The sequence below is a fragment of the Hydrogenophaga sp. genome, assembly GCF_011772445.1.
Lineage (GTDB): Bacteria > Pseudomonadota > Gammaproteobacteria > Burkholderiales > Burkholderiaceae_C > Hydrogenophaga.
In genome coordinates this window covers 181595-194552 of record NZ_WVZN01000021.1, presented here as the reverse complement: position 1 = coordinate 194552, position 12958 = coordinate 181595, and the positions used below count along the sequence as shown (strand labels likewise).

At 71.0% G+C, this 12958-nt stretch carries 13 protein-coding genes and 1 pseudogene; 10 read left to right on the top strand and 4 right to left on the bottom strand.

All coding sequences use genetic code 11. The features are described from left to right. The 3 genes from GTO19_RS09450 to GTO19_RS09440 form a co-directional block, all read right to left on the bottom strand. A partial coding sequence (locus GTO19_RS09450; RefSeq protein WP_291020842.1) for a DUF4880 domain-containing protein occupies positions 1 to 233 on the bottom strand: 233 nt, incomplete at its 3' end. Between the two features lie 10 nt (positions 234 to 243). Next, positions 244 to 765 (bottom strand): sigma-70 family RNA polymerase sigma factor, encoded by a 522-nt coding sequence (locus tag GTO19_RS09445; RefSeq protein WP_291020841.1) that lies wholly within the window; start codon positions 763 to 765, stop codon positions 244 to 246. A 62-nt stretch (positions 766 to 827) separates the two neighbouring features. Then, positions 828 to 1748, bottom strand: coding sequence for a LysR family transcriptional regulator (locus GTO19_RS09440; protein ID WP_291020840.1), 921 nt, complete (start codon positions 1746 to 1748; stop codon positions 828 to 830). 115 nt (positions 1749 to 1863) lie between these two features. Here GTO19_RS09440 and GTO19_RS09435 point away from each other — a divergent pair, with 115 nt between their 5' ends. The 9 genes from GTO19_RS09435 (at position 1864) to GTO19_RS09395 (ending at position 10673) form a co-directional block, all read left to right on the top strand. After that, positions 1864 to 2844 (top strand): tripartite tricarboxylate transporter substrate binding protein, encoded by a 981-nt coding sequence (locus tag GTO19_RS09435; RefSeq protein WP_291020839.1) that lies wholly within the window; start codon positions 1864 to 1866, stop codon positions 2842 to 2844. A 151-nt stretch (positions 2845 to 2995) separates the two neighbouring features. Further along, entirely contained in the window at positions 2996 to 3622 is a 627-nt protein-coding gene (locus GTO19_RS09430) for a TetR family transcriptional regulator C-terminal domain-containing protein (protein WP_291020851.1), read from the top strand. Between the two features lie 155 nt (positions 3623 to 3777). Next, the gene (locus GTO19_RS09425; RefSeq protein WP_291020838.1) at positions 3778 to 5118 is read left to right on the top strand and encodes an amidohydrolase family protein; all 1341 of its coding nucleotides are present in this window, start codon (positions 3778 to 3780) and stop codon (positions 5116 to 5118) included. A 19-nt stretch (positions 5119 to 5137) separates the two neighbouring features. Next, positions 5138 to 5995 (top strand): creatininase family protein, encoded by an 858-nt coding sequence (locus GTO19_RS09420; protein WP_291020837.1) that lies wholly within the window; start codon positions 5138 to 5140, stop codon positions 5993 to 5995. A 118-nt stretch (positions 5996 to 6113) separates the two neighbouring features. Continuing rightward, positions 6114 to 7076 (top strand): ABC transporter substrate-binding protein, encoded by a 963-nt coding sequence (locus GTO19_RS09415; protein ID WP_291020850.1) that lies wholly within the window; start codon positions 6114 to 6116, stop codon positions 7074 to 7076. Positions 7077 to 7110: 34 nt separating this feature from the next. Then, positions 7111 to 7917, top strand: coding sequence for an ABC transporter ATP-binding protein (locus GTO19_RS09410; protein ID WP_291020836.1), 807 nt, complete (start codon positions 7111 to 7113; stop codon positions 7915 to 7917). Beyond that, the gene (locus tag GTO19_RS09405; RefSeq protein ID WP_291020835.1) at positions 7914 to 8804 is read left to right on the top strand and encodes an ABC transporter permease; all 891 of its coding nucleotides are present in this window, start codon (positions 7914 to 7916) and stop codon (positions 8802 to 8804) included. The genes GTO19_RS09410 and GTO19_RS09405 overlap by 4 nt, the downstream gene beginning before the upstream one ends. A 16-nt stretch (positions 8805 to 8820) precedes the next feature. Then, positions 8821 to 10188, top strand: a complete 1368-nt coding sequence (locus tag GTO19_RS09400; protein ID WP_291020834.1) for an FAD-binding oxidoreductase — start codon at positions 8821 to 8823, stop codon at positions 10186 to 10188. Then, complete coding sequence (locus GTO19_RS09395) at positions 10185 to 10673, top strand: RidA family protein (RefSeq protein ID WP_291020833.1); 489 nt, start codon at positions 10185 to 10187, stop codon at positions 10671 to 10673. The genes GTO19_RS09400 and GTO19_RS09395 overlap by 4 nt, the downstream gene beginning before the upstream one ends. Here GTO19_RS09395 and GTO19_RS09390 read toward each other — a convergent pair. Further along, entirely contained in the window at positions 10573 to 12303 is a 1731-nt protein-coding gene (locus tag GTO19_RS09390) for an ATP-binding protein (protein ID WP_291026532.1), read from the bottom strand. The genes GTO19_RS09395 and GTO19_RS09390 overlap by 101 nt on opposite strands. Here GTO19_RS09390 and GTO19_RS22390 point away from each other — a divergent pair. After that, a pseudogene (locus GTO19_RS22390) lies at positions 12296 to 12907 on the top strand (DUF2878 domain-containing protein); the annotation flags it as partial. The gene GTO19_RS09390 and the pseudogene GTO19_RS22390 overlap by 8 nt on opposite strands. Positions 12908 to 12958: the final 51 nt, after the last annotated feature.

Sequence of the window (12958 nt, the reverse complement as noted above, 5' to 3'; positions counted from 1 at the left end):
AGCACCGCGTCCAGCGCGGCGCGGGCGGGGTTGGGCGCACCGTCACCGCGCAGCCCACGGGCGTGGCCGATGAAGTCCTCCATGCCGCGCGCCACCGCCGCGTGCCGCGGATCGGCCCGCTTCCAGGCCTCGAAACCGGCGCCCGCGTCGCGTCGCTCCTGCGGATCGTCGGCGGACAGGCGGACCAACCACTGCGCCGCCGCCTGCGCAATGCGTTCGTCCTCGGCGGTCACCGGGCGATCCTCACGGCAGCACGGCCCGCTGCGCGCAGCACACCAGCACCTGTGCCAGGTACTTGCCGACCATGCGGGTCGACACGCCCAGCTCGGCCGCCACCGTGGCGACGGCCTCGCCATCGAGGTAGTGCCGCACGAAGGCCGCGCGGGCCTTGGGCGACACGGCCTCCAGCACGGCGCTCAGTTGCTCCAGCGCCTGCAGCGCGACCAGGGTCTGCTCGGGCGAGGGATAGCCCTCGCTGGCCTGCCCAGGCAGCGACAGCTCGGCCAGGTAGGCCTGACGCAGGCGCTCGCGCCGGGCCTCGTCGATGATGAGCCGCGTGGCGGTGGTGGTGAGCCACGCGCGCGGTTGTTCCACGCCGCACAGCGCGTCGCGCGCGGCCAGCACGCGCTCGAAGGTGTCGTGCGCCACGTCGGCCGCGTGGTGCGGGCAGCCCAGCTTGCGCCGCAGCCAGCCGTACAGCCAACCGTGGTGGCTGCTGTAGAGGGCATGGACTTCCTCGCGCAGGCTGAAGTCGGCGGCGGACACGCAGGGCTCCTGATCGGGCCCGGTGCGTTCATGGGCCTTTGTGAATGAGAATGTTTCGCATTCTATAGGTCGGGCGCATGAACCCAGCGCCGCACCGTTTCAACGATCAGCTCGGACACCTCTCCCATCACGGGGTCCTCCACCATGGCCGCGCGGCTCCACAGGTAGATGGGCCGGGGCATAGGCGCTCCCGGCATGGGCAGCTCCACCAGGTCGAAGCGCGTCGCCAGCCGACGCAGCGGAAAGCGCGGCAACACCGCCAGGTGCTGCCCCTGGGCCAGCATGTCCAGCAGCATGGACGCGTCGCCCAGCACGGTGATCTCGGCGCGCAGGCGCTGCACGCCCACCGCGGCCAGCTTGCCGCGCACGTCCTGGTCGAAGGGCGAGGCCGTGCCCAGGCTGATCCAGGCGCGGTCGTCCACGTCCTCGGCGCTCAGCCTGGCCTGGCGCGCCAGCGGGTGGCGCCGCCCGCAGAACACGCCCAGCTCGTCGTCGGCCAGCAATTGCCGCACGATGCCCGGCGGCGGGTGCTCCAGCCAGGACGGCGCGATCACGAAGTCGTGCCCGCCGTCGATGAGCTGCTCCAGCAGCAGGTGCGGCCGGTCGCTCTGCACCGCCAGCGCCAGGTCGGCGAAGTGGCGCAGCAGCACCGGCGCCAGTTCACCCAGCACCGCCGCCCCCACCACCGGCCCGGCGCCCAGGCGCACCTGGTGGCGGATGCCGCCGCGGTGCCGCGCGCTCACCTCGGCCGCGTCCTTCAGGCGGCGCGCGATGGCGCGGCCCTCGCGCGCCAGCATCTCGCCCAGCGGCGTGCTGCGCACCCCGTAGCGGCTGCGCTCGAACAGGCGCCCACCAGCCTGCATCTCCAGCGTCTGCATGTTGTGCGTCAGCGTGGGCTGGGTGAGGTGCAGGTGGCGGCTGGCCTGGGTGATGGAGCCCTTTTCCAGAATGGCCGCGAGCTGCACCAAATGCCTTGGATCCATAGGAATTTTTATATTTGGCGAGCGATTTTCAATTTTACGGATGCTTCCAACCCGCCTAAGCTCGTGACGGGCCCCACCCTGGGGCACCACGAACCCTTGACCTGGAGACTGACAGATGACGTTCCCCCGCTTGCTCGGCGCCCTCGGCTCGGCCGCCATGATCGCCCTGGCCGCCGGCCCCGTCCACGCGCAAAGCTGGCCGACCAAGCCGATCCGCCTGCTGGTGGGCTCGCCGCCCGGTGGCCCGTCGGACATCACCGCCCGCACCTTCGCGGACCAGTTGGGCAAGCGCATCGGCCAGCCCGTGGTGGTGGAGAACCGCCCCGGCGCGGGCAACAACCTGGCGGCCGGTGCCGCCGCGCGCGCCGACGCCGACGGCACCACCCTCGTGCTGAGTCCTGACACCGTGCTCACGGTCAACCCGTTGGTCTACACCACGGGCGACTTCAACGCCGCGCGCGACCTGGTCAACATCTCGGTCATCGCCAGCTTCTCGCAGATGCTGGTGTGCAACCCGTCCGCCGGCGTGCGCAGCGTGGCGGAGCTGGTGGCCAAGGCCAAGGCGGCGTCGAGCCCGCTGATGTACGCCTCGGGCGGCCCCGGCGTGCCGGGCCACCTGGCCACCGAGATGCTGCTGGAGCAGACCAAGGTGCGCATGGAGCACGTGCCCTACCGCGGCCCGGCGCCGGCCACCCAGGCCGTGCTGGGCGGCGAGGTGGCCTGCGGCTTCCTGGCCACGCCCACGGTGCTGCCGCACGTGAAGAGCGGTCGCCTGGTGGCGCTGGCGGTGTCGTCCGAGTCGCCTTCGGCGCTGGCGCCGGACGTGCCCACGCTGGCCAAGGCGCTCAACCAGCCGGGGCTGGACGTGAGCTTCCGCCTGGTGCTGCAGGCCGCCAAGGGCACACCCGCGCCCGTCGTGGCCGAGATCGAGAAGCACGCCGCCGAGATCATGAAGCAGCCCGAGGTGCGCGAGCGCCTGAAGAACTACGACCTGACGGCCGTGGGCAGCAGCAGCGCGCAGGCGCAGCAGGTGATGAACGCGGAGATGAAGCGCTGGGAGCCGGTGGTCAAGCGGCTGGGCTTGAAGACGGAGTGAGAGCTGGCCCCGGGCCGGCGCGACCGGTCGGGGCACCCCGCGGGCGCCGTGCCCCAGGCGTGGCGAACGCCCGCAACGCTTATATTCGGCGCCTGCCGCCATGAACGCCGCCCACGACACGACCGATGCCTTCCTGGCGGGCCCGCCCGCCATGCGCGGCGGCGCCTCGCGGGTCCGGCAGGGGCGCGAGCGCATCCTGGCGGACATCCGCGCGGCGGCCATCACGGAATTCAGCCGCAACGGACTCAAGGGCACGTCCACGCAGGCCATCGCCGACCGCGCGGGCCTCACCAAGCCGCAGCTGCACTACTACATCACGGGCAAGGAAGAGCTCTACAACGAGCTGCTGGGGCAGGTGCTCAACGACTGGAAGGTCCGCTTCGCCTTCGACTCGCACAGCGACGACCCGGCCAAGGTGCTGGGCGACTACATCCGCCAGAAGCTGGACCACGCCTTCGACCACCCCGAGCTCTCGCGCCTCTTCACGCGCGAGGTGCTGGACGGCGGGCACAACCTCGCGCGCTTCTGGCCGCTGTCGCGCCAGTGGACGCAGCGAAAGATCGACATCATCAACGGCTGGATCGCGCGCGGTCGCCTGCGGCCGGTGGACGGGCTGCTGCTGCTCCAGCACATCTGGGCCATGACGCAGTACCACGCCGACTACGCGCTGCAGGCGCGCGCGCTGGCCAACATCCCCGACGACGTGCCCCTGGAGCGCGAAGCCGTGGCGCGTGAGCTGATCGACTTCGTGCTCGCCGGCTGCGCCCCACGCGGCTGATCCCTCGCCCCGGGCCGGCCGGCCCCGGGCTTTTCATGCACCCCGACCAGGCCCCTGCGCACCAGCGCGGGGCAGCCGGGCGCCTGCGAGCCCCCCGAACCCTGGCATGCCTATTGCGTAAGTTGACCAGTTGCTCTGATTAACTGGTCAACGTCATGAGGCTCCCCGTCCACGGCCACGCGCCCACGCACCTGCACCACGTCCGGCTGCCCCGCTGGCTGTTGCCCGAGGCGTGGCCGCAGCGCCAGGGCCAGCCGGCGCTGGCGCACCTGCTCATCGAGCAGGGCCGCATCGGCGCGCTATGGCCCGCCGGGGAGGCCCCGGCCCCGGGCGAACCATCCTGGGACCTCGGCGGCGCACTGGCGCTGCCCGGCTTCGTCGACGCGCACGTGCACCTGGACAAGACCTTCACCCTGCCGCGCATGGCGCGCATCGAGCCCGGCCTGCTCGGGGCCATCGAGGCCATGCTGGCCGACCGCGAGGGCTGGACCGCCGACGACGTGCGCCAGCGCGCCGAGCGCGCGCTGCAGTGGGCCTGGGAAGCCGGCAGCACCCGCCTGCGGACCCACGTGGACTGGTGGGAGCCCGATCGCGTGCCGGTGGCCTGGCCGGTGCTGGGCGACCTGGCCGAGGCCTGGCGCGGGCGCATTCGCCTGGAGCGCGTGAGCCTCATGCGCCTGGGCCTCTACGAGGACGCGGCGCAGGCCGATCGACTGGCGCGCGAGATCGCGGCCAGCGGCCCTGACGCGCTGCTGGGCGGCTTCGTGCACAGCTCGCACTGGAACGAGCCGGCGCTGCGTCACCTGCTGCTGTCCGCGCAGCGCCACGGCCTGGACGTGGACCTGCACGTGGACGAAGAACTCACGCCCTCGGCGCAGGGCCTGGCCACCATCGCCCGCCTCCTGCGCGAGATCGGTTTCGACGGCCGGGTGGTCTGCGGCCACGTGTGCGCGCTGGCCGCGCAGGACGAGGCCAGCGCGCTGCGCACCCTGGACGCCGTGGCCGGCGCACCGATCACGCTGGTGTCGCTGCCCGCCACCAACCTGCTGCTGCAGGACGCCGTCACTGGCCGCACGCCGCGCCAACGCGGCCTCACATTGGTGAAGGAAGCGCGCGAGCGCGGCATTCCCCTGCTGCTGGCCAGCGACAACGTGCAAGACCCGTTCTGCCGGCTGGGCAGCTATGACCCGATCGATGCGCTGGCCGTCGGCGCGCTGGTGGGCCAGTTGCCCGATCCCTTCGACACCTGGTCCGAGGCGCTGTGTCGGGCCGACTGGCTGGACCACGGGGCCCGTGGCGGGCGCGGGCTCGTCGGCGCGGCGGCGGACCTGGTCCTGTTCGTGGACGCCGACGCGCACGGCTTCCCCTCGCGCGCCGCGCGCCGCGTGGTGCTGCGCGACGGCTGCCTCACCCACGGGGCGCCACCGCCCGCCTGGCTGGCCAGCGCCGGCGCAAACGCCCCGGGCGCGACAGCGCCCGCCCCGGCCCATTCCTGAAGAACCCCGAGAGACCCCCATGCTGCACGGCTACATCCCGCCCCACCGCTTCCTGCCCTACCTGAGCTGGACCGACATCAACGAGCTGCCCGAGCGCGAGGACACCGTGATCGTGCTGCCCTGCGGCGCCATCGAACAGCACGGCCCGCACCTGCCCTGCTCGGTGGACAGCGTGATCGCCTCCGGCGTGATGGGCGAGGCCCTGCGCCGCCTGCCGGCCGACGTGCGCGCCTTCGCGCTGCCGCCCATCACCTACGGCAAGTCCGAGGAGCACCTGCACTTCCCCGGCACCATGACCTTGAGCGGCACCACGCTGCTGTCCACCATCGTCGAGGTCGGCGAGTCGGTCTACCGTTCGGGCTTTCGCAAGCTGCTGTTCGCCAACGGCCACGGCGGCCAGCCTCAGGTGCTCGAGATGGCCGCGCGCGAGCTGCGCCTGCGCCACGGCGACTTCGTGGTGGTGCCGCATGGCGTGTCGCGCCTGCCCAGCGCGGCCAGCCGCCAGGTCAGCGAGCAGGAGAAGAAGCTCGCGATGCACGCCGGCCACTCCGAAACCGCGCTGATGCTCGCGCTGGCGCCCGAGACGGTGCGCATGGACCGCGCGGCCGCCAACTTCCCGCCGCCCTTCCCCATCAAGCTGCTCTCGCCCGACGGCCGCCCGGCCTGCGCCTGGACGGCGCGCGACTTCGGTCCCTCGGGCGTGATCGGCGACCCCACCTCGGCCACGCGCGCGCAAGGCGAGGAAATTCTCGACACGCTGGCCGACAGCTGGGTCCAGGCCCTCACCGAGCTCTACCAGCTGCGCTGGCTGGTGCGCGAGGAAGCCACCTGGGAGCGCGGCCACCACACGGGCCACGTGCAAGCCACGCCCCACTGAACCGAGCGCCCACCCCGCCTCCGTGTTTTCCGCCCCCGGTCCCTGCACCGATCCGTCCGACCCCACCAGGAGCCCTGCCTTGAACACCCGCCCCACCCGCCCCGCCGCCCGTGCCGCCCTGGCACTGGCCGTCTCCGTGCTCGGCCTCGCCGCCAGCGGCGCCCACGCGCAGGAGAAATTCACCTACATGACCAACTGGTACGCCCAGGCCGAGCACGGCGGCTTCTACCAGGCGGTGGCCACCGGCATCTACAAGAAGCACGGCCTGGACGTGACCATCCGCATGGGCGGCCCGCAGGTCAACATCCTGCAGATCATGGGCGCCGGCCAGGCCGACTGCATCATGGGCTCGAGCGACCTGCAGATGATGATCGCGCGCAGCGGCGGCCTGCCGGTGACCACCGTCGCCGCCGTGTTCCAGAAAGACCCGCAGGTGCTCATCGCCCACGAAGACGTGAAAAGCTTCGAGGACATGAAGGGCAAGACCATCCTGATCTCGCCCACGGCCACGCGCGGCTACTGGGCCTGGCTCAAGGGCAAGTACGGCTTCACCGACGCGCAGACGCGCCCCTACACCTTCAACATCCAGCCCTTCGTGGCCGACAAGAACGTCGTGCAGCAGGGCTACCTGACCTCCGAGCCCTTCGCCATCCAGAAGGCCGGCGTGAAGGCCAACACCTTCCTGTTCGCCGACCACGGCTACCCCAGCTACGCGGCCACCATCTCCTGCATGGACAAGACGGTGAAGGAGCGCCGCGCCGCCGTGGCGGCCTTCGTGCGCGGCACCATGGAAGGCTGGAAGTCCTACTTCGCCGATCCGGCGCCGGCCAACGCGCTGATCAAGAAGGACAACCCCAACATGACCGACGAGCAGCTCACTTACAGCGTGGCCAAGCTCAAGGAAATGGGCATCGTCGTCAGCGGCGGCGCGGCCACGAACGGCATCGGCTCCATCGACGAGGCGCGCATCCGGCAGAGCTACGACTTCCTGGTGTCCAACCAGCTGATCGACCCGGCCAAGGTGAACACGGCGCAGGCCTACGACATCTCGATCATCCAGTCGATCAAGGTGCTGCCCTGAGGGCGCGCCCGGCACGGTCCCTCGCGTGGATGCCATGAGCGATACCCCACCCATCCCGGCCATCGAGGTCCTGTCGGCGCAGAAGACCTACCCCAATGGCACGGTCGCCCTGCAGCCGGTGGACCTCACCATCCAGGAAGGCGAATTCGTCACGCTGCTGGGCCCGTCGGGCTGCGGCAAGAGCACCCTGCTCAAGATGATCGCCGGCCTGCTGGAGCCCACCGACGGGCGCCTGCTGCTGTGGCGCAAGCCGGTGGCGGCGGCCCAGGAGGGCCAAGGCAAGAAGATGGCCTTCGTCTTCCAGTCGCCCACGCTGATGCCCTGGGCCAGCGTGCAGGCCAACGTGCGCCTGCCGCTGGACCTGGCCCGGGTGCCCCGCGCCGAGGCCGACGCACGCGTGGCCGAGGCACTGGAGCTGGTGGGGCTGTCGACGTTCGCCAAGGCCCTGCCGCGCGCGCTGTCGGGCGGCATGCAGATGCGCGTGTCCATTGCGCGCGGCCTGGTGGTGCAGCCCAACCTGCTGCTCATGGACGAGCCCTTCGGCGCGCTCGACGAGATCACCCGGCACAAGCTCGACGCCGACCTGCTGGAGCTGTGGCGCAAGAAGAAGCTCACCGTGGTGTTCGTCACCCACTCCATCCACGAGGCGGTCTTCCTGTCCAGCCGCGTGGTGATGATGGCCGCCCGCCCGGGTCGCATCGTCGAGCAGGTGCGCATCGACGAGCCGTACCCGCGCAGCCCGGAGTTCATGGTCTCCAGCGGCTTCCAGCACCACGCCAGGCAGCTGCAGCGCAGCCTGCTGGCCGCCAGCCAGCACCACGAGGAGGAGCCCTCGGCATGAGCACGACCTGGAACAACGCCGCCTCTGCCGCCGCCCCCGGGCCCGAGACAGCGGCCACCCCGGCCCCCCTGCCGCCCGCCCGCCCCGTGCGCACGCCGCTGCTGCTGGAGCCGCGCGTGCAGCGCGTGCTGCTGCCGGTGCTGGTCGGCCTGCTGCTGATCGGTGCCTGGCAGGCCCTGGTCGTGGGGATGGAACTGCCGCCCTACCTGGTGCCTTCGCCGGGCCTGATGTGGGACACGCTGATCGCCGATTGGGCGATGCTGGGCACCGCGCTGCTGGTGACGCTGAAGATCACGGTGCTGTCCTTCCTGGTCGCCACGCTGTTGGGCGTGCTGATCTCCTTCGTGTTCGTGCAGAGTCGCCTGATCGAGACCGCGCTGTTTCCCTACGCCGTGCTGCTGCAGGTCACGCCCATCGTGGCGATCGCGCCCCTGATCATCATCTGGGTCAAGGACCCGACGGCCTCGCTGGTGGTCTGCGCCACGCTGGTGGCGCTGTTTCCCATCATCAGCAACACCACGCTGGGCCTGCGCAGCGTCGACCCGGACCTGCAGGCGTACTTCAAGCTGAACCGCGCCACCCGGCTGCAGACGCTGGTGCGCCTGCGCGTGCCCAGCGCCTTGCCCTACTTCTTCGGCGGGCTGCGCATCTCCAGCGGCCTGGCGCTGATCGGCGCGGTGGTGGCGGAATTCGTCGCCGGCACCGGTGGTGCCGCCACCGGCCTGGCCTACCAGATCCTCATGGCGGGCTACCAGCTCAACATCCCGCGCATGTTCGCCGCGCTGCTGCTCATCTCGCTGACCGGCGTGGCCCTGTTCGCGCTGATGGCCTGGGCCAGCCGCGCGGCGCTGGGCTCCTGGCACGCGAGCGAACTCTCGCACGACTGAACGACGAACCGACACGATGAACATCCCCCTTTCCCCCATCGAACAGCTGCGGCTGGACCTGAGCGAGCTCGACTGGGTCACCGACCCGAGCCGCATCCAGCGGCTGTCGCAGGACTTCTCCTGGTTCAGCCCCGTGCTGACGCGCCAGCTCGAAGGCAAGGTTGCCGACGCAGTCGTGCGCCCGCGCACCGAGGAGGACATCCGCCGCGTGGTCAGCGCCTGCGCGCGGCTCAAGGTGCCGCTCACCATCCGCGGCAGCGGCACGGGCAACTACGGCCAGACCACCCCGCTGGCCGGCGGCGTGGTGCTCGACATGACCGGCTACAACCAGTTGCTGTGGGTGCGCCCCGGCGTGGCGCGCGCGCAGGCCGGCATCCGCCTGCACGAGATCGAGAAGGCAGCGCAGCCGCAGGGCCAGGAGCTGCGCTGCATGCCCTCCACCTTTCGCAGCGCCACCCTGGGCGGGCTGTTCGGTGGCGGCTTCGGCGGCGTGGGCTCGATCAACTACGGCCCGCTGGCCGCGCGCGGCAACGTCGTCGGACTCAAGGCCATGAGCATCGAGACCGAGCCGCAGGTGGCGGAGCTGCGCGGCGCCGAGGCGCTGCACATGCACCACCTGTGGGGCACCAACGGCCTGGTGCTGGAGCTGGAGATCGCCCTGGCCCCCGCGCAGCCCTGGCTGGAAACGCTGAGCGTGTTCGACGACTTCGACGCCGCGCTGGCCTTTGCCGACGCACTGGCGCGCGCCCCGGGCCTGGCCAAGCGCGAGGTCGCCTTCCTGGCCAGCCCCGTGCCCGACCACCTGACCCAGCTGGCCCAACACCTGCCCAAGGGCTGTCACGCCGTGCTGTCGCTGGTCGCCGAAGCCGGCGAAGAAGAGTTGAACGCCCTGGTGGCGGCCCATGGCGGCCGTGTGAGCTACCGCCGCACCGCCGAGGAGGTGGCCAAGAGCCACCGCACCCTGATGGAGTTCACCTGGAACCACACCACCCTGCATGCCCTGCGGGTGGACAAGAGCCTGACCTACCTGCAGACCACCTTCACGCCGGGCGAGTACGTGCGCCAGATCACCGAGCTGAGCCGGCGCTACGAAGGCGAAGTGCTCATGCACGCCGAGTTCCTGCGCAACCTGGACGGCCAGCTCAATTGCAGCGCCCTGCAACTGGTGCGCTTCACCACGGAAGAGCGGCTGCAGCAGATCATCGACGAGCACCGCGCGTACGGCGTGCGCATCAACAACCCCCACACCTTCATCGTCGAAGACGGCAAGGCCGGGGGCGAGCTGCCCGCCGCGTCCCTCGCCATGAAGGCACGCTTCGACCCGCTGAGCCTGCTCAACCCGGGCAAGCTGCGCGGCTGGCCGGCCCCGGAGGCCGTGCGATGAGCATGGGCACCCCCATGGCGCGCTACGCCTCGGCCCGGCGCGCCGGTGATTTCGTCTTCATGAGTGGCGTGGTGGCCATGGACCCCGCCACGCGCCAGGCCGTGGCGCGCTACGACGAGCTGCCCGACGCGGCGCAGGCCGATCTGCGCCGGCTGGGCTACGTCACGGGGCAGTTGTCGGTGGACGTGTTCGAGGCGCCCATCGTGGCGCAGAGCTGGTTCGTGCTGGCGCGCATCCAGGCCTTGGCGGCCGAGCACGGCGGCTCCATGGCCGATGTGTTCAAGCTGGTGCAGTACTTCCGCCGCCTGCCCGACTACGCGCATTTCAACCGTGTGCGCGGCCTGTTCTACCCGGGCGAGCCGCCCGCCAGCACCGTGGTCGAGGTCAACCGCTTCCTGCCCGGCGACGAGCTGCTGGTGGAGGTGGAAGCGACGATGTACCTGCCACTTCACGCTTCGTCGGCCAATCGTTCCGATGGGCCGTGACAGAAACTGCCGCCAGCGGCAGGCGGACCACGAACTCGCTGCCCTGGCCCAGTCCATCGCTGCGGGCCTCCACGCTGCCCCCATGCAGTTGCACCAGGCTGCGCGCCAGGGTCAGGCCGATGCCCAGGCCGCCGGGAGCGCGGTGAGGGGCGAGGTCGGCCTGCGTGAACGGCTCGAACACCCTTTGCAGCATGTCGGGCGCGATACCCATGCCGTTGTCGCGCACCGAGACCACCGCCTCCCGGTCTTCCTGCCGGGCGCTGACCCGGATGTGGCCGCCCGGCGGGGTGTACTTGGCGGCGTTGTTGAGCAGGTTGGACAGGATCTGGGCCAGGCGCACGGGATCGGCGTGCAGCACCACCGGCTCGTCCGGCAGCTCCACCGACAGAGTGTGTCCCGCCTCGTCGATCAGCGGCTGGCTGGTGTCGATGGCGTGGTGGACGGCGCGGGCCAGGTTCACCCGCTCCGGGCGCAACTCGACCTTGCCGCGCGTGATGCGCGAAATCTCCATGAGATCGTCCACCAGCCGCGCCAGGTGGGAAACCTGCCGGTCCAGGATTTCGTGCACGCGCTCGGGGCTCATGCCCTGGGTGCCGCCCTGGCGCAGGATGTGCACGCCATTGAGGATGGGCGCCAGCGGGTTGCGCAGCTCGTGCGCCAGCGTCGCCAGGAAGACGTCCTTGCGTTCGTGGGCGGCGTGCAATTCCGCCTCCTGGCGCTTGCGCTGCGTGATGTCGCTGAACAGGATGGCGACCTTGCAGTCCAGCGCGCCCCCCACGCGGAAGGCGAAGACATCGAAATGCCGGCCCAGGGCGTCGGCGGCGTGTTCGAAGCGCTGCGGCTTGCCGGTGCGCGCGATGTCGCCGTAGACGTCGTACCAGAAGGTCTCGTGCGCGGGCGCCAGCTCGCGCATGCGCTTGCCCGTGGCGTTCACCAGACCGGTCTGCCGCTCGAAGGCCGCGTTGGTCTGGAGGAAGCGGTAGTCCTGCGGCCGATCCTGCTCGTCGAACAGGACCTCGATCAGGCACATGCCCTGATCGATCGAGTCGAACAGGGTGCGGTAATGGTGCTCCGAACGGGCGAGCGCCGCTTCGGCCAGGGCCCGCTCCACGGCGGCCCAGGTGCGTTCGGCGGTTTCCTCCACCAGCGCCACCTCCGCATGCGTCCACTCGCGCCGCCCGCTGGCGTGCACGCCGAGTCCGACCACGAACTCCCCGTTCTTGACCAGGGGCACACCGATGTAGGCGCCGACCGAGGCGCCCGCGAAGCAGGCGCGTTCCTCGGGCGACAACGAGTCGTCGCGGGCGACGTCCGTGGCCACCACGGTGTGGCCGCTGCGGTACCGCGCCAGCAGGTTCTGGCCGAACGAGGCGGCGGGGTGCCGGCCTGCGAGCGAAGGCACCCCATCGACGTAGTCGTGCTCGATGAAATAGTCGCGGCCGCGCATCTCGAAGTACGCGACCCGCTGGGCCCCGAGGTACTGGCCGAGCATGCGGCTGGCGGTCATGACGATGTCCCCGGCCTTGCCGATCGGGCGCAGCGCATCGTTCAGCGCCAGGAGGTAGGTGTCGGGCGAATCACCTGGCTGCAGAGGGGCGCGCGGCTGGCGCGGGGACGGGTTCATGGTCATGGGCGGCATCTTCCAACGATGTGCCACTGTAGTGCCTGTGTGCCGCGCGCGCCCGTTGTGCGTGTGCGGTGTCGTCCGGACTCATCCAGACCGCCGTCCGCGCCGTACAAGTGCGATGCACACCGACGACCCGACGCCCAGCCGCCGCTGGATCTGGGGCAACTTCCTCTTCTCGCAGCTCGCGTGGTTCGCGGCGGTGCTGGGCGCAGCCCACGGCCTGCCCGGCTGGGGGGCTGTGCCCGCGCTCGTGGTGGTGCTGTGGCACCTGCGCCTGGCGCCGCGCCCGTCGTCGGAGGCTGCGTTGATCGTTGGGGCCGTGGTACTGGGCACGGCCGCCGACGCGCTGGTATTGGCGCAAGGCGTGCTGGCCTACACCAGTGGGCAATGGGCTGCCGCCGCACCGCCGCTGTGGATGAGCGCCCTTTGGGCGGTGTTCGCCACCTCTCTCAACCTGAGCCTGCGCTGGCTGCACGCCCGGTGGTGGCTGGCGGCCCTGATTGGTGCGGTGGCGGGCCCGCTGGCCTTCTTCTCGGGTGCGCGGCTGGGCGCTGCCACCTTGCTGGATCCGGGGCCTGCGCTGGCCTGGCTCTCGCTGGAGTGGGCCATCGTGCTGCCCGCGCTGTGCCTGTGCGCGAGGCGTTTCGATGGCGTTGGC